Source organism: Agrobacterium sp. GD03872, assembly GCF_029840625.1.
GTDB classification, from domain to species: Bacteria; Pseudomonadota; Alphaproteobacteria; order Rhizobiales; family Rhizobiaceae; genus Agrobacterium; species Agrobacterium fabrum_A.
Genome location: NZ_JAOCCY010000002.1, coordinates 595,638 through 619,425 on the forward strand (window position 1 = coordinate 595,638; position 23,788 = coordinate 619,425).

At 59.2% G+C, this 23,788-nt stretch carries 27 protein-coding genes; 20 read left to right on the forward strand and 7 right to left on the reverse strand.

Translation table 11 applies throughout. The annotated features are described in order from the left end of the window. Window positions 1-12: 12 nt before the first annotated feature. From N5D22_RS06880 to N5D22_RS06910, 7 genes are all read right to left on the reverse strand, one after another. Window positions 13-348: a flagellar hook-basal body complex protein FliE gene (locus tag N5D22_RS06880; RefSeq protein ID WP_279654929.1), complete on the reverse strand. Its 336-nt coding sequence runs from the start codon at window positions 346-348 to the stop codon at window positions 13-15. Continuing rightward, entirely contained in the window at window positions 345-764 is a 420-nt protein-coding gene (flgC, locus tag N5D22_RS06885; RefSeq protein ID WP_003503422.1) for a flagellar basal body rod protein FlgC, read from the reverse strand. The genes N5D22_RS06880 and flgC overlap by 4 nt, the downstream gene beginning before the upstream one ends. A gap of 3 nt (window positions 765-767) precedes the next feature. After that, a complete protein-coding gene (gene flgB / locus N5D22_RS06890) occupies window positions 768-1,160 on the reverse strand; it encodes a flagellar basal body rod protein FlgB (RefSeq protein WP_279654930.1) in 393 nt (130 codons plus the stop codon). Window positions 1,161-1,331: 171 nt separating this feature from the next. After that, on the reverse strand, window positions 1,332-1,841 hold the full coding sequence (locus N5D22_RS06895) for a hypothetical protein (RefSeq protein WP_279655049.1): 510 nt from the start codon (window positions 1,839-1,841) through the stop codon (window positions 1,332-1,334). A 58-nt stretch (window positions 1,842-1,899) separates the two neighbouring features. Continuing rightward, complete coding sequence (fliI, locus tag N5D22_RS06900; protein WP_279654931.1) at window positions 1,900-3,306, reverse strand: flagellar protein export ATPase FliI; 1,407 nt, start codon at window positions 3,304-3,306, stop codon at window positions 1,900-1,902. Between the two features lie 11 nt (window positions 3,307-3,317). Continuing rightward, a complete protein-coding gene (flgF, locus tag N5D22_RS06905; RefSeq protein ID WP_279654932.1) occupies window positions 3,318-4,052 on the reverse strand; it encodes a flagellar basal-body rod protein FlgF in 735 nt (244 codons plus the stop codon). Between the two features lies 1 nt (window position 4,053). Then, complete coding sequence (locus N5D22_RS06910; RefSeq protein ID WP_279654933.1) at window positions 4,054-4,833, reverse strand: DUF1217 domain-containing protein; 780 nt, start codon at window positions 4,831-4,833, stop codon at window positions 4,054-4,056. A gap of 186 nt (window positions 4,834-5,019) precedes the next feature. On the opposite strand from N5D22_RS06910, the gene motA reads away from it, so the two are divergent. The 20 genes from motA to fliQ all read left to right on the forward strand — a co-directional run bounded on the left by motA (window position 5,020) and on the right by fliQ (window position 23,753). Then, the gene (gene motA, locus N5D22_RS06915) at window positions 5,020-5,892 is read left to right on the forward strand and encodes a flagellar motor stator protein MotA (RefSeq protein WP_020010426.1); all 873 of its coding nucleotides are present in this window, start codon (window positions 5,020-5,022) and stop codon (window positions 5,890-5,892) included. Then, complete coding sequence (locus tag N5D22_RS06920) at window positions 5,889-6,848, forward strand: FliM/FliN family flagellar motor switch protein (RefSeq protein WP_279654934.1); 960 nt, start codon at window positions 5,889-5,891, stop codon at window positions 6,846-6,848. The genes motA and N5D22_RS06920 overlap by 4 nt, the downstream gene beginning before the upstream one ends. Before the next feature lie 64 nt (window positions 6,849-6,912). Then, entirely contained in the window at window positions 6,913-7,452 is a 540-nt protein-coding gene (gene fliN, locus N5D22_RS06925; protein ID WP_279654935.1) for a flagellar motor switch protein FliN, read from the forward strand. Window positions 7,453-7,479: 27 nt separating this feature from the next. Beyond that, on the forward strand, window positions 7,480-8,523 hold the full coding sequence (fliG, locus tag N5D22_RS06930) for a flagellar motor switch protein FliG (protein WP_279654936.1): 1,044 nt from the start codon (window positions 7,480-7,482) through the stop codon (window positions 8,521-8,523). A gap of 125 nt (window positions 8,524-8,648) precedes the next feature. Continuing rightward, on the forward strand, window positions 8,649-9,731 hold the full coding sequence (gene flhB, locus N5D22_RS06935; RefSeq protein ID WP_279654937.1) for a flagellar biosynthesis protein FlhB: 1,083 nt from the start codon (window positions 8,649-8,651) through the stop codon (window positions 9,729-9,731). Window positions 9,732-9,736: 5 nt separating this feature from the next. Then, window positions 9,737-10,174 (forward strand): hypothetical protein, encoded by a 438-nt coding sequence (locus N5D22_RS06940; RefSeq protein ID WP_279654939.1) that lies wholly within the window; start codon window positions 9,737-9,739, stop codon window positions 10,172-10,174. Window positions 10,175-10,483: 309 nt separating this feature from the next. Beyond that, complete coding sequence (locus N5D22_RS06945) at window positions 10,484-11,776, forward strand: flagellin (protein WP_279654940.1); 1,293 nt, start codon at window positions 10,484-10,486, stop codon at window positions 11,774-11,776. A gap of 312 nt (window positions 11,777-12,088) precedes the next feature. Then, window positions 12,089-12,739 carry a hypothetical protein gene (locus tag N5D22_RS06950; protein ID WP_279654941.1) on the forward strand — a complete coding sequence of 217 codons (651 nt, stop codon included), beginning with the start codon at window positions 12,089-12,091 and terminating at the stop codon, window positions 12,737-12,739. Continuing rightward, window positions 12,736-14,043: a MotB family protein gene (locus tag N5D22_RS06955; protein WP_279654942.1), complete on the forward strand. Its 1,308-nt coding sequence runs from the start codon at window positions 12,736-12,738 to the stop codon at window positions 14,041-14,043. The genes N5D22_RS06950 and N5D22_RS06955 overlap by 4 nt, the downstream gene beginning before the upstream one ends. Beyond that, entirely contained in the window at window positions 14,040-15,314 is a 1,275-nt protein-coding gene (gene motC, locus N5D22_RS06960; protein WP_279654943.1) for a chemotaxis protein MotC, read from the forward strand. The genes N5D22_RS06955 and motC overlap by 4 nt, the downstream gene beginning before the upstream one ends. Next, complete coding sequence (locus N5D22_RS06965; RefSeq protein ID WP_279654944.1) at window positions 15,311-16,675, forward strand: flagellar hook-length control protein FliK; 1,365 nt, start codon at window positions 15,311-15,313, stop codon at window positions 16,673-16,675. Before motC ends, N5D22_RS06965 begins: the two co-directional genes overlap by 4 nt. Beyond that, entirely contained in the window at window positions 16,623-17,189 is a 567-nt protein-coding gene (locus N5D22_RS06970; RefSeq protein ID WP_279654945.1) for a lytic transglycosylase domain-containing protein, read from the forward strand. Before N5D22_RS06965 ends, N5D22_RS06970 begins: the two co-directional genes overlap by 53 nt. Window positions 17,190-17,471: 282 nt before the next feature. Beyond that, window positions 17,472-18,143, forward strand: a complete 672-nt coding sequence (locus tag N5D22_RS06975) for a response regulator transcription factor (RefSeq protein WP_006698188.1) — start codon at window positions 17,472-17,474, stop codon at window positions 18,141-18,143. Between the two features lie 105 nt (window positions 18,144-18,248). Further along, window positions 18,249-19,544, forward strand: a complete 1,296-nt coding sequence (locus N5D22_RS06980) for a flagellar hook protein FlgE (protein ID WP_279654946.1) — start codon at window positions 18,249-18,251, stop codon at window positions 19,542-19,544. Window positions 19,545-19,566: 22 nt separating this feature from the next. Beyond that, window positions 19,567-21,045, forward strand: a complete 1,479-nt coding sequence (gene flgK, locus N5D22_RS06985) for a flagellar hook-associated protein FlgK (protein WP_279654947.1) — start codon at window positions 19,567-19,569, stop codon at window positions 21,043-21,045. 3 nt (window positions 21,046-21,048) lie between these two features. Further along, complete coding sequence (locus N5D22_RS06990; RefSeq protein WP_279654948.1) at window positions 21,049-22,152, forward strand: flagellar hook-associated family protein; 1,104 nt, start codon at window positions 21,049-21,051, stop codon at window positions 22,150-22,152. 34 nt (window positions 22,153-22,186) lie between these two features. Beyond that, window positions 22,187-22,531, forward strand: a complete 345-nt coding sequence (gene flaF, locus N5D22_RS06995; protein ID WP_004432537.1) for a flagellar biosynthesis regulator FlaF — start codon at window positions 22,187-22,189, stop codon at window positions 22,529-22,531. Continuing rightward, the gene (gene flbT / locus N5D22_RS07000; RefSeq protein ID WP_279654950.1) at window positions 22,528-22,977 is read left to right on the forward strand and encodes a flagellar biosynthesis repressor FlbT; all 450 of its coding nucleotides are present in this window, start codon (window positions 22,528-22,530) and stop codon (window positions 22,975-22,977) included. The genes flaF and flbT overlap by 4 nt, the downstream gene beginning before the upstream one ends. Then, window positions 22,968-23,438 carry a flagellar hook assembly protein FlgD gene (gene flgD, locus N5D22_RS07005; RefSeq protein ID WP_279654951.1) on the forward strand — a complete coding sequence of 157 codons (471 nt, stop codon included), beginning with the start codon at window positions 22,968-22,970 and terminating at the stop codon, window positions 23,436-23,438. Before flbT ends, flgD begins: the two co-directional genes overlap by 10 nt. A gap of 48 nt (window positions 23,439-23,486) precedes the next feature. Then, entirely contained in the window at window positions 23,487-23,753 is a 267-nt protein-coding gene (gene fliQ / locus N5D22_RS07010) for a flagellar biosynthesis protein FliQ (RefSeq protein WP_279655050.1), read from the forward strand. The last annotated feature ends 35 nt before the right edge of the window (window positions 23,754-23,788 follow it).

Below are 23,788 nucleotides of genomic sequence, written 5' to 3' on the forward strand. Positions count from 1 at the left end.
ATTCCTGCTGGGCTAGATCTGCATCTTGGTAATGTCGAGATAGGCCGACACGATCTTGTCTCGGAGCGCGATGGCGGTCTGCAGCGACTGTTCGGCCGAAAGCATGGCGTCGACCACTTCACGCGTATTCGCCTTGCCCTGAATGCCTTCGAAGGAAGCCACTTCCGCCTTCTTCAGATTGTTCATCGCATCCACCGACATATTGCCGAGAATGCTGGCGAAGCTTGCGCCCGTCTGCTGGGCAGGCGTTGTCTGCTCGTTGCCGAAAACGCTTTCCGTCAGCGAGGAGATGCCGCTTGCGCCACGGGTGAGCGAAAGGGAACTGACTTGCTTGATACCGTCGATCATTGCGATGCCTTCAGAAGGTCGATTGTGGAGGCGACGAGGTCGCGTGTCTGGCGGATGACCTGAAGATTGGCGTCGTAGCTGCGGTTGGCTTCGCGCATATCGGCCATTTCGATCAGGATGTTGACGTTCGGCATCTTCACCATGCCGTTGCTGTCGGCGGCCGGATTGCCGGGATCGTATTCGTTGACGAAGTCACCGCGGTCGACGCCGAGCTTCTTCACCGTCACGCGCTCAACGCCGCTGACGCGGTCGAGCTCGGAACCGAAGGTGACCGTCTTGCGGCGATAAGGGTCGGCGCCGGGCGTGTCGCCGGTTGATCTGGCGTTGGCGATGTTTTCGGAGACGATGCGCAGTCGCGTGGACTGCACTTCCAGGCCGCTGCCGGCAATCTTGCTTGCCGCACTCAAGGGATCCATGGTTTACCTCTTAACCGTCATCAGCATCATGCGATGGAAGGATTTGACGAGATTGGCGTTCAGTTCGTACTGTCGCTTGATCTCGCCGGTCTTGGTCATTTCTTCCGCAAGCGCGACCGAATTGCCCGATTCCTGCATACCGATCTCGTTGTTGACCGGGTTGTCGCGCACCGCGATATTGTCGCTGAGGGCGCTCTCGCCGAAGTGTGCGGGATTGGTCCTCGCCATGCCGACCTGCTGGCTGGTGGCCTGCATGACCGCTTCGAAAGGGCTGACATCCTTGGCGCGGAACTTGGGTGTGTTGGCGTTGGCGATGTTGGTCGCCACGACTTCCTGCCGCACGCTCAGCCATTCCGCTTGGCGGGATGCCAGATCGAACAGTTGAATCGGTTGCATAGACTTCTCCATCTCGTATGGCCCGAACCTACGGGGCTAATCTTGCGTCAGACTTGCGGAGAGGGGAGAAGGCGCGGAACGGCGGGGAAAGGGGCATGCGCACGCGGCACGCACAAAACAAAAAAGGCGCGCCGGCAGATGCGGCGCGCCTTTCCGTTGAGAGAAAAATCGTTATTTTTCGGGGTAATAGGTTTTCCCGGAGGACGTCTCAATCAGCCACTCGCCGTTGCGCTGCTCGATCTTCGTCAGCATCGCATTATCCGGCAGGGTCGAACCCACTCTCACCATATACATGCCCGAACCGTCCTCGATCAGGGCGCGGCCGTTGGAAACATGCAGCAGGCGGAAAGAAGTCTGACCGGGGAAGGGCTGGTCCTCGATCCCGGCCGCCAGATCGTTCTGTTTTTCCTTGCCGCTCGCATTGACGGTCGCCGTCGTCAGCATGTCGGGTAGCTCCGCCGGCGGTGGCGTGTCTTCCTTGTTGCGGTTGGTCATGGCCATGGGCGAAACGCTGAAGACTTCCCGCGGGCCGGTATGGGGCAGATCGCGGGTGCGGTCGCCGCCCGCCACCCTTATCCCGAACTTGTCCTCGTTGAAGAAGACGTACCAGGGGAAAAAGGCGGCCGCGGCGGCAAGCCCGATGCCCGTCCATGCGAGAATACGGTCGGGCGTAAAGAAGATGGGCCTGGGTAGCGCCTCTTCGCCCTGACTGTTGTCGTTCCGCTTCTTTGTCACGGGGTCAGCCTCTCATTCTCGGGTTCACTTGCGGCTGGCCATTCTGCGCCCCGCCGCGCAACGCGGTCGCCAGATCGGCATAGGCGTCCTGCGCCGCCGGTTCGCTCGGCAGCTGTTTCAGCGTTTCGTAGATGATCGGGACCTGTTTCACCGCCATGTCGAGATCGGGGTCGGTGCCGGGCCGGTAACCGCCAATGAGGCGAAGGTCCCGCGTTTCCTCGAAGCGATGCACCAGCGCCTTCAGGCGCGAGACCAGCTTTTCCTGATCCGGCGTCCAGGCCTTCTTGGCGAGACGCGAGATCGAGGCGAGCGGATTGATCGGCGGGTAACGGCCTTCTTCGGCAAGGCTGCGGTCCAGCACGATATGGCCATCGAGAATACCGCGGGTCGAATCCGCAATCGGATCGTTGTGATTGTCGCCATCCACCAGAATGGAGACGATGGCGGTGATGGTGCCGGTGCCTTCCGCGCCCGGCCCCGCCCGCTCCAGAAGGCGCGGCAGTTCGGTGAAGACCGAGGCGGGGTAGCCGCGCGCCACCGGCGGTTCGCCCGAAGCGACCGCCACTTCGCGGATGGCATGGGCAAAGCGCGTCACGCTGTCGATGATGAGGAGGACATTGTCGCCCTGATCGCGAAAATATTCGGCGATGGTGACGGCGGAAAGCGGCGCCATCTTGCGCAACATCGGGCTTTCATCGCTCGTCGCGACGACGGCGATGGACTTGCTCATATTCTCGCCCATCGTGTCTTCGATGAATTCGCGCACTTCACGGCCGCGTTCGCCGACCAGCGCAATCACCACCTTGTCGAAGGCGTCGGCCTTGGCGAGCATCGACAGCAGCGTGGATTTGCCCACACCGGAACCGGCGAAAATGCCGAGGCGCTGGCCGAGGCAAAGCGGCGAGAAGATATCGATTGCCCGGACACCCGTCTTGAAAGGGGTCTCCACGCGCTTGCGCGTCATCGATGGCGGCGCATTGTTGGAAATCGAACGGCGCTCGATGCCGGAGGCAAGCGGCCCCTGGCCGTCGATAGGCTCGCCCAGCGCATTGATGGTGCGCCCGCACCAGCTGTCGTTGGGCGAGACGCGGAAAGCGCCCTTGCGAATGACGGTGTCGTGGATGCCGATCGGTTCGCCCGGTTCGATCGGGCAGACATAGCAGATATCCGGCTCCACGCGCACGACTTCGCCGAGATGAATGCCGGTCGCGCTGCGATGGGCGACGAATTCTCCGAGCCGCACATGCCGTGACAGGCCGGAAACCGTATAGTGCCCGGCGGCGATGGTTCGGACATGGCCGCCATGCGCCACCGAAAATTCCGGATCGGCATAATGCCCGGCAAGGCTCGCCAGTTGTGCGAGCTTCGGTGAAATGGCGTCAGCCGAGAGCATGGATTCCGGCATTGTCATTACTCAGTTCCTCAACGCGCGCCGCCAAGCGTCTTGATGCCTTCGCCGAAGGTCGATTCGGTGTCGCGCATCAGCGAGGAAATGCTCTCAAAGGCGCGATTGACCTGGATGAGCTGCGTCATCTGGGAAATGCCGTTGACGTTCGACTGTTCGAGATAACCCTGAACGACGCCGACCTCATGATTGTTGACCACCGGAACCGGCTGGGCCACCGGCTTCACGCCGCTATTGGGATGACGCAGGAAACCCTGCGAGAAATCGGCCTGATAGATGCCGAGCGTAGCGACGATGTTTTCGTTCTGCCTGATGGCGCCATCGAGACCGACGGTGATCGGACCGCCATTCGGATTGAGCTGGATCGGCCCGCCGCCGGCATCGAGAACGGGATAACCGTTCGAGGAGATAAGCGCGCCGTCCGGGCGCATGGTGAAACGGCCGTCGCGGGTCAATATCTGGCCGTCGGGCGTATCCAGCGAGAACCAGGCATCGCCCTTGATGGCGAAATCGAAGGAATTGCCGGTCTGCTCGAAGGCGCCCTGGCGGGTGGAGAGATAGTCATTGCCCTGCGACACGAAAGCCACCTTGGCATTCATGTCATTGTGGTTCTTGGCGACCATTTCGTCGAATTTCACTTCGGAGCCGCGGAAGCCGACCGTGTTCACATTCGCCATATTGTCGGAAATGGTGGTGAGACGGCGCTCCAGCGCGATCTGCGAGGACAGGGCGACGTATAGTCCGGATTGCATATCATTTGCCTCCGAGTTTCAGGGAGTTGATGGAGATCAGCAGGTCGGGGGAAATGCCGTAGCCGCTGGAGGAGCCGAAAACGGCGAGGGGGTCATAGGTCGTCGAGGGATTTTGCATTTCCCACATGATGGTGAAACGCTCGAGCAGCTTGCCGACCTTTTCGGGATCCTGCAGATCCTTGATGTCGATGGTTTTTTCAATGAGCGCCGCCTGCTTGTCGACATCGGCCGCGGCAAATGCGTCAGGCAGGTTGAACGTTGTGCGGAACACCTGCGCAAGCGCGTCGTCGGCGAGGAAATCGAGGCCGGATTTGATTGTCGACGCCTTGCGCTCGAAATAAAGGGCGAGCCGGACGCCGTTATTGTCGTCGCCCGCTTCCTGCTCCAGCGTCTGGCGTGTGTATTTACTGACGACACCTGATTTGGCTGCTTCGGCGGAGGTCGCTGCTTCTCCCAGTCCCGCAAAATCCAGGGACTTTGCAAGTTCGGCATATCGGCTGTCGGAGAGCTTGTTGGCGAAGGCGTTCTTGTCCTCGGTGCCTTCCGTCAGCACCTTGCGGATGAAGGCCTTCGCATAGGCCATGTCCTCGAGCCCGTGGGCTTTCAGGGCGTAATTATAAAGGCGCGTATCGGCCATGAAGTCGTCGATGGACTTCACCTCGCCGATCTTTGCCTTGTAATATTCGGTCTCGCGCGTCACGTCGGGCTGCTTCGACACCCGCTCAAGCGATTTGCCGATATCCTGACTGATCAGTCTGTAGCTGGTGTAGGTGGAAGTCACTGAACCGCCGCTCTCGTTTGATCCCGATCTCTAGGCGCACGTCCGCCTTTGCCGGCATAGTGCCGCAGCTTGCTTGTGCGAAACTGGCTGGAGGCGGGGGCACGGCAGAGGCTTTGCGGACAGGTTCACGCAAGCCACATTTTCTAGACATGGCGGCATGGAACACTGTTCGGGCGTGGTCGATCAATGAATATTGTAATTGGACTTATAATCACCTTCGGCTGCATCATCGGCGGCTATATGGCGATGGGCGGTCATCTGGACGTGCTGGTTCAGCCGTTCGAATTGATGATCATCGGCGGCGCCGGTCTCGGCGGCTTCATCATGGCGAACCCCATGAAGGTCGTGAAGGATTCGGGCAAGGCGCTCGGCGAGGCCTTCAAACATTCGGTCCCCAAGGAGCGCAACTATCTCGACGTGCTCGGCGTGCTTTATTCGCTGATGCGCGATCTGCGCACGAAATCGCGCAACGAGATTGAGGCCCATATCGACAATCCCGAGGAATCCTCGATCTTCCAGAGCGCCCCTTCGGTGCTGAAGAACAAGGAACTGACCTCGTTCATCTGCGACTATGTCCGCCTCATCATCATCGGCAATGCTCGCAGCCACGAGATCGAGGCGCTGATGGATGAGGAAATCGAGACCATCCTCAACGACAAGCTGAAGCCCTACCACGCGATCACCACCATGGGCGATTCCTTCCCCGCCATCGGTATCGTCGCGGCGGTTCTCGGCGTCATCAAGGCCATGGGCAAGATCAACGAATCGCCTGAGGTTCTCGGCGGCCTGATCGGCGCCGCACTCGTCGGCACCATGCTCGGCATCATCCTGTCCTATTCGATCTGCAATCCGCTCGCGTCGCAGGTCAAGATCGTCCGCACCAAGCAGCACCGCCTCTACATCATCGTCAAGCAGACGCTGATCGCCTACATGAACGGCTCGGTGCCGCAGGTCGCGCTCGAATACGGCCGCAAGACCATCTCCAACTACGAGCGGCCGTCGATTGACGCCGTCGAGCAGGAGATGATGAACCCCGGCGGCGAAAACAAGGCGGCATGACAATGGCAAAAGCTGCAGCGCAAAAAGCACCCGCCATCGATACCGCCCTGCTTGCAAAGCTGACGGGAGGGCTGTCCGACCGCAAGACGATCGCCAAGATCGGTTCCGATATCGGCCATCTCTACAGCGAATTCCTGCCTGATATCTTCCACAGCGAGACCGGCATCGCGATCGATGTCGAATATGTCGGTTCCGAATCGGGACTGATGACCGATCTCATCGCCAATGTCGGGCAGAATGTCGCGGTTGCCGATTGTTCCCTGCGCAACTGGTGCCCCAATTTCATGATGACGGTCGGCAACGGCTTCGTCATCGCGCTCATGGAGCGCATGCTGGGCGCGTCGCCTGACATGATCGGCGAACCGGACGAGCGCAACCTGTCCCATATCGAACTCGACCTCGCGGCCATGGTTCTCGGCCGTATCGGCGGCGTCCTGCGTTCCGGTGTCAACGCACCGGGCGGTTTCGAGGCGACCATTGAGCCACCGTTCAACGCCAATGGCAAAAGCGCCTTCGACGAGATGATTGCCGGCCTCTACGGCGTGACCATCCGCATGAAGATCGATATAGGCAAGGTCTCCTCGGAGTTTTCTCTCATCGTGCCGCAGCGGCCGCTGCTCAAGACCTCCATCGTTGCCCCCAGGGCCTCAGCCCAGGCGCTGAAGAAGCAGGAGGAATGGATGGAGATGATCTCGCAGCAGGTGAAGCGGTCGCAGGTCACTCTTGAGGCGCGCATCAAGCTTGAAACGCTGACGCTCAGGACAATTTCCAGATTGGTGGCCGGTGACGTCATTCCGTTCCAGGCTCTGAAGCAGGACGATATCGGCGTCGAGGTCAGCGCTAACGGTTCCAAGCTCTACAATTGCGAATTCGGCAAGTCCGGCGACCGCTACATGGTTCGGGTGAAGAACAATGTCAGCACGGACGACGAGATCTTACGACATTTGATGGGTTAAAATCCTGCCCGGCCTTCGGGGATTTGGGCAGGCTGACGCAAGTTTCAAAGGGAATAATCAGCGCATGGCTACGAAGAAAACACCTGTGACCGATGATGCGGCGTTGCCGTCGTTTGAAGACGGCGGCGACCTCGACCAGGCTATCGGCGATCTGCGTGGCGTCCTCAAGACGGATGCGGAAGGTTCGCTGTCCGATTTTGGCGACTTCGGCGATTTCGGAAGCACGGACGAGACTTCGACGGACAACGACCTTTCCGCCTTCGCTGGCGGAACGACCGATTTTGCAATGGACGATTTTGCCGCCGCCCCGCAGGCTGCGGGCGTGAAAGCGCCGCTCGGCAGCGGACTGTCCGAGAACATGGAAATGATCATGGACATCCCGATCGATGTCCAGATCGTGCTCGGCACCAGCCGGATGCTCGTTTCGGGGCTGATGAGCCTCGAAGAGGGCGCAACGATCGCGCTTGATCGCAAGATCGGCGAGCCGGTCGAGATCATGGTGAATGGCCGCCGTATTGCGCGCGGTGAAATAACGGTTCTGGAAGACGACGATACACGCTTCGGCGTAAAATTGATTGAAGTACTGAGTACGCGAAAAGCCTGATCCCTGTGGGGACGGAGAGGAAAGACCATGATGGACTTCGAGGATTTCGGTAACCCCCTGGCAGGGAAACCGTTGTCTCAGGCCGACAAGGCGGCCGCGGTGCTGCTTGCCATGGGCAAGGGCGTCGCCGGCAAGCTGCTCAAATTTTTCACGCAGCACGAATTACAGATGATCATTTCCTCGGCCCAGACCCTGCGTGTCATTCCCCCGGATGAACTCGCGCAGATCGTGGCGGAGTTTGAAGACCTGTTCACTGAAGGAACGGGTCTGATGGACAACGCCAAGGCAATCGAAAGCATTCTCGAAGAGGGCCTGACCCCTGAAGAGGTGGACAGCCTTCTCGGCCGCCGCGCGGCCTTCCAGGCCTATGAAGCATCGATCTGGGACCGCCTGCAGGAAGCCGAGCCGGAATTCGTCGGCAAGTTCCTGCTGCGCGAACATCCGCAGACCATCGCCTATATCCTCTCCATGCTGCCCTCGTCCTTCGGTGCGAAGGTTCTCCTGACCATTCCGGAAGAGCAGCGCGCCGATATCATGAACCGCACCGTCAATATGAAGGAAGTCAGCCCCACGGCTGCCCAGATCATCGAGAAGCGTGTGGTCAACCTCATCAACGAAATCGAAGCCGAGCGCAATGCCGGCGGTTCCACGAAGGTTGCCGATCTGATGAACGAACTGGACAAGCCGCAGGTCGATACGCTGCTCAGCTCGCTCGAAACGCTCAGCAAGGAAGCCGCAAACAAGGTCAAGCCGAAGATCTTCCTCTTCGACGACCTCATGTTCATGCCGCAGCGCAGCCGTGTCCTGCTGCTCAACGATGTTTCGGCCGATGTTCTGACCATGGCGCTGCGCGGCGCCACGATGGAAATCAAGGAATGTGTGCTCTCCAGCATCAGCCCGCGCCAGCGCCGCATGATCGAATCGGACCTTGCGGTGCCGCAGGCCTCGATCAACACGCGCGAAGTGGCGATCGCGCGCCGCGCGGTGGCGCAGGAGGCGATCCGGCTCGCCAATTCCGGCCAGATCCAGCTGAAGGACGCAGCGACGGACGAGCAATCGGCCGCAGCTTAAGCGGAAGCCGGTTGATAACCCGTCCCCGCCGCAGAACCGGCCATTGCGATGGCCGGTCATGGACGCTAGTTTCGGGATAACGGCCTGCCGGGAGCGGCGGGCCTTTTTTATTTCGGGAACGTGCCTTGGCAGACGATCAGGACAAGGACAGTAAAACAGAAGCCCCGACGGAGAAAAAACTCCGCGATGCGGCGGAAAAGGGCAATCTTCCCTTTTCGCGCGAAGTGCCGATCTTTGCCTCGTCGCTTGCCTTTTACTGTTATCTGGTTTTCTTTCTGCCCGATGGTGCCGGTCGTCTCGGTGTCACGTTGAAGGACCTGTTCGGCCAGCCCGAACAGTGGAACCTCAGCACCCGGCCGGATGCCCTGTCGCTGCTCTATTTTCTCGGAACGTCCATCGCTTACCTGCTCATGCCGGCGATGATCATGTTCATCGTCTTCGGGCTTGCCTCGTCGTTTTTCCAGAACCTGCCGTCGCCGGTGCTCGAGAGGGTGCGCCCGCAATGGTCACGGGTCTCGCCGGCAAAGGGCTTCTCGCGCATCTACAGCAAGCAGGGTTTCGTGGAATTCGGCAAATCCGTGTTCAAGATCATGATCGTCTCGGTCATCATGTTCTTTGCGCTTCGCGGCGACTTCTACAGCCTGATCGATCTGATGTTTTCCGATCCGCAGGTGATTTTCGTCCGGGTGGTCGAGATCGTCAAAAAAATGATGGTCGTGATCCTGCTTTCGACCGCCCTGCTTGCCGCCGTCGACCTTCTGTGGACTCGCCATCACTGGTTCACCCAGCTGAAAATGACGAAGCATGAGGTGAAGGAAGAATACAAGCAGTCGCAGGGCGACCCGGTGGTCAAATCCCGCCAGCGCTCCATCGCCCGTGACCGCGCCCGCCGCCGCATGATCAACAACGTGCCGCGTGCGACGCTGGTCATCGCCAACCCGACACACTTTGCGGTGGCGTTGCGTTACGTTCGTGAAGAAGGCGACGCACCTGTTGTCGTCGCCAAGGGCCAGGACCTTATCGCATTGAAAATCCGCGAGATTGCGGAAGAGAACAATATCCCCGTTTTTGAGGACCCTCCGCTTGCACGCTCCATGTTTGCGCAAGTCTCGGTAGATAGTGTGATTCCACCAGTCTTTTACAAGGCTGTGGCTGAGCTCGTTCATCGGGTTTACGCCATGAAGTCATCGAAAATACGGGTTCAATAAAACCAATGAAAAAATCCGCCTATTCCGAACAGCGGGAAATGATCGTCGCAGAGGCGATCAACCCGATCGCCACCGAACTTCGATTGTTAGACCCGGCCGACCTGATTTCGCTGCTCAGATTCGAGTGCTATGGCAGTATCGCCGATCTCGTTTCGTCGGCGGCGGAGCTTTATTATCATCCCGGGACGATCAATTTCGGCGCCGGCGGCGAATATAAGCTCGAATGGGAAGGCGCGCCGGAGGTCGTTCTCGATCTCGAGCTCAAGCCGAAGGGCGCCACGGTCTATGCACGATTGATTCTTGCCGACAAACATGCGGCGATTGAAATCAATCATGTCTCGTTTCAGAACCCTTCCGAAGACCCGGACGAAAATACCGAATTTCTCCGTCAGAGCCTGACGGCGGCGCGATTCGTGCCCACCCGCCAGGGCGAAGCGGCCTGACCGGATCAACCGTCATTTCTGTCCAGCATCTCCGTTGCGCCCGCCGAAAATCACGGGCGCAACGGTTCCGTTCCGGTGTGTCTTAACCCGAGCTTGCCTGAAGCCTGCCGGTTTATGCAAAACCCGGCCGTAAAAGCGAGGAACGCCTTGCAAATCAGTCTCGTTGTTTGTTACCTATCGCATTAACGATTTGTTAACGAACGGCAGGTCGCGATGGCCGGTTCAGGTCATTGCCGATGCGCATGATGCCCCTGCTCGTTGTCGGCACCGCGCCGGATTTTTTCTGAAATTTTGAGTTGGGTGGACCCCATGACCAGCATTTTGACCAATGCGGCGGCGATGGCCGCGCTGCAGACATTGCGCATGATCGACAAGAATCTGGAAACCACGCAGGCGCGTGTCTCGTCCGGTTATCGTGTCGAGACCGCGGCGGACAATGCGGCCTACTGGTCCATCTCGACAACAATGCGCTCCGACAACAATGCGCTTTCCGCCGTGCAGGATGCCCTGGGTCTGGGCGCCGCCAAGGTCGATACCGCCTATGACGCGCTTGAAAGTACGATCGAGGTCGTCAAGCAGATCAAGGCCAAGCTTGTCGCCGCTTATGGAGTCGGCGCCGACCGCGGCAAGATTCAGGATGAAATCAAGCAGCTTCAGGAGCAGCTGAAGAGCATCTCCGAATCGGCCTCGTTCTCGGGTGAAAACTGGCTGCAGGCCAGCATCAGCAATGGCGGCACGCCGCCGGTCGAAGAGCCGATCACGAAAAAGGTGGTTGCATCCTTTACCCGCACCGGCTCGGGCAATGTCGGTGTCACCACCGTTGACTACAAGCTCGACAGCAGCACGGTCCTTTTCGATCTCAGCGGCGGAAAGCTCGGCATTCTCGACAAGAACGCCGTTTTTGTCTCCAAGACCGAACATGAGGTCACCCAGACTTCGACGACCGCAGGCAAGGCGACGGAAGCGGGCTATGTCGTCGAAAAGCTTAGCGATGCACAGATCGGCGCGCTGAACGCCACGACGACGGATACGAATGCGGATCCGAATATCTATAGCAACGGAACCGACAATTATCTGCGACTTGCCGAAAATGTCTGGGTCAAGGTGACGGGAACAGATCCGTCGAGCGGTGGAACGACGGTTTCCCCGGCCTACCGCGATACCAGCAGCAATGACTGGTTTTACGATGTCAGCGCCGGTGCGGCTTCCGCCGATCGTTCCCTCGGTTTTTCCGTCTCCACGCTCGATCTCGGCAATCTCGATATCGTCGCTGCGGCCATGGGCGGTTTTGCCGGCGGCGGCACGACCTATACCGATGCGGACGCCATCGACATGATGATGTCCTTTGTGGACGGGCAGCTCGAGGCGATGACCAGCACGGCCTCCAGCCTCGGTTCTCTGCAAAGCCGCATCAACATGCAGGAAAACTTCGTTTCCAGCCTGATGGATGTGATCGACAAGGGCATCGGCCGTCTCGTCGATGCCGATATGAACGAGGAATCGACCAGGCTGAAAGCCTTGCAGACGCAGCAACAGCTCGGCATCCAGGCGCTCTCCATCGCCAACGCCAATGCGGAAAATATCCTCCAGCTCTTCAAGTAACGGGTTTCGGCCGGCGTCGGCGGGCGGGGATGAATGGGCGCAGGCTTGCTGATCGAGCCCGCCTTCATCCTCGCACAAGTTTGAACACCTAACGTCGGGTCAATATGGGGCGGGATCGCATGGCGTGATCCGGCCGGGAAACGTGGAAGAGACGGGCAGGGTAGCAAGGATGACGGTGGTGCCGCCAAACGGCTTAGAGCATTTCCAGGAAAAGCGGAGCCCGGTTTTCCATCCGGAAATGCGACAGGACGCTCCAGTTAGCGGGCAGCGAAACATGTCCCGCCTCTTTGGCCTCTTTCGCCGGGGGCAGGCATGAGCGCGTCCATTGCACGATATCTCAAGGATTTTGGTGACACCCAGCCGGCCGGGCTCGCCTTTGGCGATCCGTTGGCGGATGCAGATGCCGCTTCTCCTTTTGCCGACGTCGCAACCGGTTTCGATGACCTCGAAACCGTCGATGTTGAAGGTGAGAAGCAGGCGGCCTATGCCCGTGGCCGCGAAGACGCCACGCGTGAGATTACCGAGAAGCTGCAGGCGGAGCGGGAAGAGCTGATCGCGGCCCATGCGGCGGAGCTGGAGAGCCTGCGTTCATCCCATCTCGAGGAAATTGCGGCTTCCCTGTCCCGGGGTCTGCGCGAGGGTATCGACGCGATCGCGGCCAATCTCAGCGAACAGACAGCCAATATTCTCGCTCCGGTCCTGACGGAGAAGCTGTCGCTCAAGGCGGTCTCGGCGCTGGCGGATGTGGTGCGTAGCGCCATGCCGGATGGCGATGGGGTCACGCTTGTCGTGAAAGGCCCGAAGGATCTGTTCGAGCGGCTGAAGACGCAGCCGGGCTTTGAAGAAGAAACGATGAAATTTACCGAGACCACCGATATCGATCTTTCCGTCGAGTTGGGTGAAAGCGTGTTCGTGACGCGCATGTCCGCCTGGGCATCCAGTCTTCGCAAGGTGATGAAATGAGTGAAGGCGAAAATCACCACCACGGCAAGAACGAGATCATCATCGTCAAGCGCCACAAGGGCGGGCACGACGGCGCGCATGGCGGCGCGTGGAAGATCGCCTATGCCGACTTCATGACGGCGATGATGGCGTTCTTCCTCGTCATGTGGCTGGTCAATGCCGCCAATGAGGAGACCAAGGCCTCGGTCGCCAGCTATTTCAACCCGATCAAGCTTTCCGATGAGAAACCCTCGTCCAAGGGGCTGGAAAAGCCAGTCGACAAGGAAGAGGGCGTCCAGAAAAAGGACCAGTCCAATATCCAGGCGGAAAAGGTCACCAAGGGGTCCGCCGCGGCGACGGGCGAGGACCTGACCTCCCAGACCGGTGAGCAGTCGAACTTCTCCGAAGCGGATTTTTTCGAAAATCCCTATTCCGTTCTTGCGGAAATCGCCCAGCAGGTCGGGCAGCAGGCCAATGTCAGCGCCAAGGGCGAGGGCGGCGCCGCCGATTCCGGCCCGGCGACGGGTGCAAGCGGCGGTGAAGCCTATCGCGATCCGTTCGATCCCGATTTCTGGACCCAGCAGGTGAAAATCACCCGCGCCGATCAGCCGCAGAAACCGGTTGAACAGCAGCAGGTCGCCGAGAGCAAACAGGAGGATGCGGCCGAAAACGCCCAGGCGGTCGCGCTCAAGGCGTCCGAGACACCGGCCGACAAGGCGGAAGACGGCAAACCGATGGAAGTCGCCGCCGTTGTGCCGCAGCAGCGACCGGATGCGGCCGAGCAGGCAGCGCTCGCGCAGCCAAAGCCGGATGAGCCGCGACAGGCGATCGATGCACAGCAAAAGGCCAGCGATGCCGACTGGGAAAAGGCCGACACGCTGCGCGAGGAGATTGAGAAGCAGATATCCGGCATTACCGGCAAGCTTTCCGAAGGTCTGGTGGTGACGCCGGCCGAAGGCGGATTGCTGCTCACCATTTCCGACCAGACGGAAACGCCGATGTTCAATATCGGATCGGCCGTTCCCCGGCGTGAAATGGTTCTGGCCATGGAAAAAATCGGCAAACTGCTTCAGGAGCGCGGTGGCAGCGTCGTGATCCGCGGCCATACCGACGGGCGGCAGTTCAAGGGTGAGGCCAATGACAACTGGCGGCTCTCCATGGACCGTGCGCACAGCGCCTATTACATGCTGGTGCGCGGCGGCCTGTCGGAAGAGCGGGTAAAGCAGGTGTCGGGATTTGCGGACCGCAGATTGCAGGTGCCGGCGGATCCTCTGGCGGACGCCAACCGTCGCATCGAAATCCTGCTTGAGGCCGATCGGGGGTGAGTGTGACGAAAACCTCGAAACGCTGGCTTCTTCTTGCGGCGACGCTCTGCGGCCTCGGCTCCGAGCCGGGCAGGGCGTTTTCGCAGTCGCAAGACAATCTCATGCCCTATGCCATGCTGCGCTCCTTGCAATTCGTGCAGGATTCAGTCGCCATGGGAGACCATTCCGCCTCGGAAATGCAGCGGTTTCTGCTCCAGACGATCGATGAGCGGCTGAAGAGCGCGCCTTCGGCGATCTTCAAGGATCCGCGCAATGTCGACGCGGCGCTTATCTATGCGATGAGCGGCGGCAATCCCGCCACGCTGGAACTGCTGGTCGCACGCGATGTCGATGGCAATTTCGACAGCCGTGTCGCCGATATCCTGCGCAAATATCTCTCCGGCAAGGGAACGCTGGTCGCCCAGAGCATTGCCGCCATGGTGCCCGAATATCGCGGCAAACGTATCGGCGCCTATCTGGCGCTGATCGGTGGCAATGTGACGATCCCCCGCGATCCGGTCGCTGCGCTTGGTTTCTACGATATTGCCCGGCTCGAAGCGCCCGGCACCATCGTCGAGGAGGCCGCCCTGCGCCGTTCGCTCGCCATCGCGGTCGAGGACGGCGATGCGGCGCGCGGCGTCGACTATGCGCAGCGTTATGCGCGGCGGTTCCTGCATTCGCCCTATGCCAGCCAGTTCGCGGACCTTCTGGTCTCGCTGGTGGTCAAGCGCGCCGATTCCATCAACGAGGAGGCGATACAGGAAACCTTCGCCATGATGGATATGGAGAGGCAGAAGGAAGCCTATCTGCGCCTTTCCCGCCTGGCGGCGATCAGCGGCAGGGATTCGCTGGCGCGTATGGCGGCGCTGAAGGCGAAGGCGTTGTCTCCCGCCCTGCCGGGCGAGCCGGAAGTGCAGGCAAATCTCTATGAAAGCCTTTCCAACATCGGCACGCCCGATGTGGTGAGCGCAATCGAAACAATCGGGCAAATCCCCGAAGCGCAGCTTTCGGATCGGGACAGGGCCCTGCGTGAGGCGGCAAGGGCGATTGCGGAGCAGGTGGTTCGTCCTCCTTCCCTGCAGCCCGGTGTCGAAGCAGAGACGGCCACGAAGGACACGGGGCGGAATGCGCCCGAAAACGAGACGACCGCTGCCGATGCAAAAAGCATATGGCGGGTCGAAACCCAGAAGGTTGACGATGAGGGCGAGAACGTCCGGCAACTCGTGACGAGCGGCCGCAGCAAGCTCGATGAAATCGACAGCCTGTTGAAGAAAGGCGAGGGGGCACCATGATCGACGCAACCATCAACGCGATAGTGAGTGCACCGCCCTCCGATCCGCGCGCCGGCGGCGCCAGCGTCAAGGACGACGCCAAGGGCGGCAGTTTCGGCGATGCCCTTTCCACGGTCAGGGAGGAGCGCCCGCCGCAGGCGGCGCATTCGCGTCATCAGCAGCAGGACGTTGACTCGGCTGAAGAACAGCATGCACAGCCTGAAGGCGAGGCGGAAAAGATGGATGTTCCGGTCAAGCGGCCCGCAACCTTTCTGAATGTAATCGTTAACGAGCACGCCGGCGAAGGCCGTGCCCACGAGGCGATGGCCGAGTTCCAGAACGCCGTAAAAACCGTCCGCACGACACCCGAAAATGGCAAGCCCGGCAAGAAGCTCAAGGACGATGCCGACAGGGACGCTGAGAAGACGGTCGATACGGTCGATCCGAAGCTGGCGGAATTGCAGCTGGCGGCGGCCAATGCCGGCGAGTTGGCGACGGCCAAGACGCCGCTTGAGGAAATTGCGCAGGCGATTGCCGGCAAGGCAGATACGGTGAAACCAGACCGGGCCGAACCTGTCCGGGGCAAGGCCGAGCATCTGGTCAAGGACATGCCGACAGGGATCGCACCTGCCGGTAACGAGGCGGGTTCGGCTTCGGAAAACGAGGGCGACGCCTCCGCATTCCGTTTCTCGTCCCCGCGCTCGGGCGCAGCCCGCGGGCTCGATATGAGCACGGTTCAGCGTGACGGTCGTGTCGAGTTCGACGCGCGGGAAAGCACTGGCAAGGCGGCCGATACCATCACGGTTCTCGATTCGCGGCGCTTCATCGGCCTGGCGCCTTCGACCAACGCTTCGGCCCTGACCGGCCTGATCGTCAACGATCCGGAATGGGTGAGCGCCATGCAGCCGGGTTCGTCGCTCTCCAATGCGGCGGCCCAGAGCAGCACCGGCAAGGTCGTGCATACGCTGAAGCTGCATATGACGCCGATCGAGCTCGGATCGGTGACGATGTCGTTGCGCCTTGCGGGTGACGAGCTTGCCGTTCACATGACGGTGGAGAGCGTGGCGGCCTATAAAAAGCTTCAGGAAGACAGCAAGAGCATCCTTGATGGCCTCAAGGCGCAGGGTCTGACGGTCGACAACATCACCATCAGCATCGCTTCTTCCGACAAGAGTGACCAAACGGGCACACAAGGCAACAATCAGCAAAATCAGCAGGCGCAGCAGCAGGGCCAGCAGGCCGCCGCAGGGCGCAACCGTGACGAGTCCGGCGCACGGGACGGCCGGCAGGGCAATGGCGATAATTTGGGGGTGCAAAATGAAGGCATGGATGGCGCTCTTGGCTCTGCCCGCTCTTCTGCTGACAATGGCGTCTACCTCTGAGAAGGCGTCGGCTTCGGCAACGTCGGGCGTGTGTGAAAGGGAGATCCAGTCGGCCGCCCGCAAATATGGCGTGCCGGAGGGAATTCTCTATTCCGTCGGCCTGACTGAGACGGGCCGCAAGGGGCGGCTCGACCCGAATGCCATGAATATTGAGGGAAAACCGGTATTTGCCTCCTCCACCGAAGAGGCTTTGACCACTTTTGAGGCGGCGAAGCGCAACGGCGCCAAGCTGATCGACCTCGGATGCATGCAGATAAATCATTATTTCCACGGTGAAAATTTCGCATCTGCGCGGGAAATGTTCGATCCGCGCCGCAATGTCGAATATGCCGCCATGTTTCTGCGCAACCTTCACAACAGGCATGAAACCTGGACCATGGCGGTCGCCCGTTATCATGCCGGCCCGAACAATGACCCGGCCCAGAAGAAATATGTCTGCCGTGTCATCGCCAATCTCGTGGCGACGGGCTACGGAAAATGGACTCCCAACGCGAAAAGTTTCTGCGACGGTTGACAACCTTTGATTGCTTTCGGGCGGCCTGGGACTCGCAATTTGAAATGTGGCGAGAGAAAGCCTGAAAAAAGGCAATTCAAGCGATTTTTCTTGATTTTCAAAATTTTTACACAAAAATTTTGTGCCATATATGGTTAATAACCACTATATGTAGATCAAATCGGCACAAAATGGTTAATCAATTATTAATAACTATCGATGATTTCCTACAGTTGTCCCTGAATCCTCCGATTCGTACCAATGCCACATTGGAAAACACCACACTGATTCGGAGGCGGACGAATGATCGTAGTGGTTGATGAGCGCGAGCTCGTTAAAGACGGCTATACATCTCTATTTGGGCGCGAGGGCATTCCCTCGACCGGGTTCGATCCGGTCGAATTCGGGGAATGGGTCTCGACGGCGGCGGAAAGCGATCTTGCGGCTGTGGAAGCCTTCCTGATCGGCCAGGGCGACCGGAGCTTTTCCTTGCCGAAGGCGATCAGGGATCGCACGACGGCCCCGGTCATCGCGGTCAGTGACCAGCCTTCGCTGGAAGCGACGCTGGCGCTCTTCGACAGCGGCGTCGACGATGTCGTGCGCAAGCCGGTTCATCCCCGCGAAATCCTTGCGCGTGCGGCGGCCATCCGTCGCCGGCTGCAGGTTATCTCGAATTTCACCGATGCCGGGCCGATCCGGGTTTTCTCCGACGGTCGCGACCCGGAGGTGGGTGGCGAGGTGTTCCCCTTGCCGCGCCGTGAGCGCCGCATCCTCGAATATTTGATCGCCAACCGCGGACGCCGCGTTTCCAAGGCGCAGATTTTCAATGCCATCTACGGCATCTTCGATGACGACGTCGAAGAAAATGTCGTCGAAAGCCACATCAGCAAGCTGCGCAAGAAGCTGCGCAAGAAGCTTGGCTACGACCCGGTCGATTCCAAGCGGTTCCTTGGCTACAGCATTGATTGGCAATGATTTTCATTGGCCCGCGTGGTCTTTTTCAAACGCGGTATTTCCGACAGCTTCACGCAAGCCAAACGCTTTACCTTCTCCCTGAAAGATGACCACGAGGGTTTTTGAATGAGTATTTTCGGCACTATGCGAACCGGTGTGTCCGGCATGAATGCACAGGCGAACAAGCTGGGGACCGTGGGCGACAACATCGCCAATGCGAGCACCACCGGCTACAAGCGCGCATCGACGTCGTTCTCCTCGCTCGTTCTGCCCTCTTCGTCGGGCAGCTACGCCTCCGGCGGCGTGCAGTCCAATGTCCGTTACAGCATTTCGGAGCAGGGCAACCTCTCCTACACCACCTCGAGCACCGACCTTGCCGTTCAGGGCAACGGCTTTTTCGTGGTTCAGGACGGTGCAGGCACGCCCTATCTTACGCGTGCCGGCTCCTTCCAGAAGAACTCGGAAGGTTATCTGGAAAATGCGGCGGGCTTCCTGCTGATGGGCTACCCCTACGGCGCCAACCCGCCGGCTGCGGTCGTCAACGGCTTTACCGGTCTCGAAGCGATCAACATCAATGACTTCGGTCTGACGGCATCGCCTTCCACCCAGGGCAGCTTCCCGGCCAACCTCAATCGCGACGAGGCAATCGTCGCCGCAGGATCGCGTCCGAGCGACAACGTCGCAACGTCGACGGTTGGCGCCAAGACGTCGCTGACAGCCTTTGACAGCGGCGGCGCCAAGGTTCTCTATGACTTCTATTACACGCGGATCGACAATGACGCTTCCGGCAACCCCCAGTGGGAAGTCAGTGTATATCGTCAGGACCAGTCGACGGATGGCGGCTTCCCGTATACGGCGACGGCTCCGGCCACGCTTGTCAAGGAAACGGTAACTCTGACTTTCGATCCGGCCACCAACAAGCTGACGACCGCTTCGCCGAAGGCCATTACGATCAATGACGATAACAGCGGCGTGGCGCAGGCGATTGAGATCGACCTTTCGCAGATGACGCAATTCTCCTCCAAGTTCACGCCCGGTACCGCCGTTCTGAACGGTAACGGTCCGAGCCAGATCAAGGACGTCGAAATCGGCAAGGACGGCCTGGTGACGGCGGTCTATCAGGATGGCGGTCGCCGCAATATCTACCAGCTGGCGCTTGCCACCGTACCGAGCGTCGACAATCTCAGCCCGCAGAACGGCAACGTCTATCTGCCGAGCAACGAGTCGGGCGTGGTCACCATCGGTTTCCCGCAGTCGGGCAGCTTCGGTTACATCCAGAAGGGCGCGCTGGAAGGCTCGAATGTCGATATCGCCAGCGAACTCACCGACATGATTGAATCCCAACGTATCTACACAGCGAATTCGAAAGTCTTTCAGACTGGGTCGGATTTGATGGACGTCCTGATCAATCTGAAGAGATAATACTTCTCACGAGGACAGATGAATGTCGCTCACGTCAGCAATGAATACTGCGCAGTCGATTTTCAATAATACAGGTAAGCAGACGGACGTTACCTCGAAAAACATTGCCAATGTCGGCAATGCGAACTACGTCAAGCGAACCGCCATTCTCGGCACGACCATGGCTGGAGCGAGTATCGTCTCCAACGGCCGTGCCCAGAATGAAAGTCTTCTCAGGCAGACGATCTCCAGCTCTTCTCTTGCTTCCGGCCAGAGCACGGTTCTGAGCGGTCTCGAGGAAATGAAGAGCATTTTCGGCGGCAACGATTATGAGAGTTCGCCGGCCAACTATATGAAGGAACTGCTCAAGAGCCTGGACGGTTATGCGGCCAAGCCCAGCGATGCCGCTCTGGCCGCGACGGCCGTCACCTCGGCGACGGATGTCGCCAGTTCCCTGAACAGGGCGTCGAGCGAGTTGCAGGCGATGCGCCTGCGCGCCGACAAGGAAATCTCCCTCCAGGTAGACAAGCTGAACGGGCTGCTCGCGAAGTTCGAGGAAGCCAATAACGAGGTCAAGGCGCAGACGGCGATCGGCGGCGATCCCAGTGACGCTCTCGATCAGCGCGAGACGCTTCTGAAGGATATTTCCTCCATCATCGGCATCAATGTCGTCAATCGTCCGAACAATGACGTGGCGCTTTATACCACTGACGGCGCGACGCTGTTCGAAATCGTGCCGCGCAGCGTCACCTTCAAGACCCAGCCCGGTTATGATGCGACGACCACGGGCAACGCGATCTATGTCGATGGCGTGGCGCTGAAGGCCGGCAATGGCAGCAACACAACCGCGGAAGGGTCGCTTCAGGGCCTGATGCAGGTTCGTGACGACCTGGCGCCGACCATGCAGAGCCAGCTTGACGAAATCGCACGCGGCCTCATCACCATGTTTGCGGAAAAGCCGGCGGATGCGACGAGCGGTTTGCCGGACATGCCTGGTCTCTTCACCTACGGCTCGCCGGCGGCGACGACCATTCCGCCGGACGGGATTGTCTCTCCCGGGCTCGCAGCCAGCATTACCGTCAACCCGGCGTTAATTATTTCCAAAGGTGGCAATCCGGAATTGTTGCGTGACGGCGGTATCAACGGTACCGATTACGTGATCAATACCGCAACGTCGGGGGGGACCGGTTTCTCCGACCTGATCCGCAGCTATGTTACTGCCTTTGACGCGCCCATGAACTTTGCCGCGTCGACACGTATCGATACGAATACCAGCATTCTGAAATACGGCACCAACTCGATGGGGTGGCTCGAACAGGAGCGTTCCGGCGCGACTTCGGCAAACGAAGCCAAAAGCGCGCTTTATGAGCGCTCCGCCACCTCCTATTCGAACAATACGGCAGTCAGCCTGGACGAGGAACTGTCGCTGCTCATGGATATCGAGCAATCCTACAAGGCCGCGACCAAGCTGGTGACGACCGTTGACGAAATGCTCAAGTCCCTGATGGACATGGTGAGGTAAACGATGAAAACGTCCTTCATTTCATCGCTGGCGATGCAGAACAGCATGCGCAGCACCATCCTCAAGGCTCAGCTTGAGATGACCAATCTCAATACCGAGCTGACGACGGGCAAGCATGCCGATCTCGGCCTGACGCTGGGCGCCAATACCGCCCGCAGCCTCGATCTCAACCGCGATATCGACCGCATCACTTCGCTGGTCAGCGTCAATTCGATTGCGACGCAACGCCTGAAATCGTCGCAGACGGCGCTGGACGGCATGGCAAAGGCTGCCCAGGAAATCCAGAAGGTTCTCGTACCGAATACCAGCAGCGAAGCACCGACACTGACGACGGTCGCCAAGACGATCTCGAATGCATTCAACAATTTCACCAGCTTCGCCAATACGGCGGTCAACGGCGAGTTTCTGTTTTCCGGCATCAATACGGATGTGAAGCCTGTCGATGACTATTTCGCGGAAGGTTCTCCGCTGAAAGAGGCCTATGAGACGGAGCTGAATGCATTCATGGCGGCGCAGACGCCGCCGGTGGGTGACATCACCGGCCTGTCCAAGACCCAGGCCGAAGCGTTCATGACCCATATCGAAGGCGTGTTCAACGGCACGACCACGGTTACGAACCCGCCTCACAGCAGCCTGACGGCCGGCCAGAACTATGATTTCTGGACGTCCTTCGGTTCGAAGGCGAGCGACACCAACATGACGAGCCGTATCAGCCAGAACGAGGTCGTGGAAACCTCCAGCAACAGCAATTCGCAGGGCATGCGGTATTTCGCGCTGACGGCGATGACGGCAATGACCTTCCTCGACGAAAAGGTGGATAGCGGCATCCGCGAGATGGTGGCGACCAAGTCGGTCACCAACATCGGCACCGCCATCAACGGCCTGAACCAGCAGCAGAGCCAGCTCGGTCTTTCCGAAAGCCGTGTTTCGAAAGCCAATGATTCGCTGGAGGCCCAGAAGAAGATCATCGAAACGCATCTGCTGGATATTGAGGGGATCGATACCTACGAGGCGAAGACCCGCCTCGACCTGCTGCAGCAGCAGATTGAAATCGCATACAGCCTCACATCGCGTCTGCAAAAAATGAGTCTGGTGAACTACCTCTGATGAACAGAGGTGGCGGCAGATAAAGGATACATGAATGTACCAGTTTTCCTACGCCGAAATCATGGAGGATGGTGTCGCCAACGCGAAGGATCGCGAGCGGCAGGCGTTGACAAAATCGATCGACCTTCTGGTGGAGGCAAGGGACTCCTCTTCGCAGCGGCACACGATCGAAGCGCTTTTTTACACTCGACGGGTCTGGATCCGCTTCATTGAGGATCTCAAACAGCCCGACAACCAGCTTGCCATGGAATTGAGAGCCAATCTGATTTCCATCGCGATCTGGATTTTGAAAGAGTGCGAACTGATCCGGAAACGTCAGTCGACGAATTTCCAGGGCATAATTGACGTGACAACCATCATCAGGGATGGACTGAAATGAAAAGTACACTTCGGATTTCGCTGAAATCGGGCGAAAAGATTTTCATCAACGGCGCGGTTCTGCGTGTGGACCGCAAGGTCGCGCTCGAATTCCTGAACGATGTCACGTTTCTGCTTGAAAACCACGTTCTGCAGCCCGAGCAGGCGACGAGCCCGCTCCGGCAGCTTTATTTCATCGCGCAGATGATCCTCATCAACCCGGAAGGGCGCGAGCAATCCACCAACATGTTCCGCAAATCCGTGAGCATGCTGCTGAACTGCTTCCAGCATGACGAGGTTCTGGCGGAACTCAAGCGGATCGACGGGCTGGTTGCCTCTGGCAAGGCTTTCGAAGCGCTGAAGGCCATTCGCGGTCTTTACCCGATTGAGGAAAAAATCCTCAACAATCAGGAAATGACCCCGGCAACAATCGAACAGATTCGCAAGGAGATCGCACCATGGCGGTAGATGCAGTCACCTCGGCAGCGTCAAATCCCTGGGCCAATGCCGGGGCAAGCAGTTCCGACAGCAGCGCTGCCTCGCTCAACTACGACAGCTTCCTGAAGCTCCTCATCGCCCAGATGAAGAACCAGGATCCGACCAGTCCGATGGATGCCGGCGAGCAGATGTCGCAGCTTGCGAGCTTCTCGCAGGTCGAGCAGACCATCAAGACCAACACCCATCTGAAGAGCATGCTTCAGGCCGAGGCCTTGACGCGCGCATCCGACCTTGTCGGCAAGACGGTCAAGAGCGCCGACGACAAGGTTACGGGCGTGGTGAAGGAAGTCGAGGTCTATTCGGACGGCGTTATCGCCATCACCGAAGCTGGTGACAAGGTGCTGCTGCAGGCCGGCGTGACCTTCTCGAACGGTCCGATCGCGAGTACACCTGATGAAGGGACCGATTCGGATACACCGGCCGGTTCCTGACATTGAAGGGGCGGCATGACGCCGCCCTTCCGGAATGAGGATGCGACGATGAACGAGGCCGATGCGCTTGACATCATGCAGGCAGCAGTCTGGACGGTTCTCGTCGCGGCCGGCCCGGCCGTTCTGGCCGCCATGATCGTCGGTGTCGTCATTGCCTTCATTCAGGCCCTGACTCAGGTTCAGGAAATGACGCTGACCTTCGTCCCCAAGATCGTTACGATCATGATCGTTCTCGGCGTTGCCGCCCCCTTTGTTGGCGCGCAGATCGTGCTTTTTTCCAATCTCGTCTTTTCCCGCATTCAGTCCGGCTTCTGACGCCCATCCGCCATGGATGCCACCCTCGCGCAAGC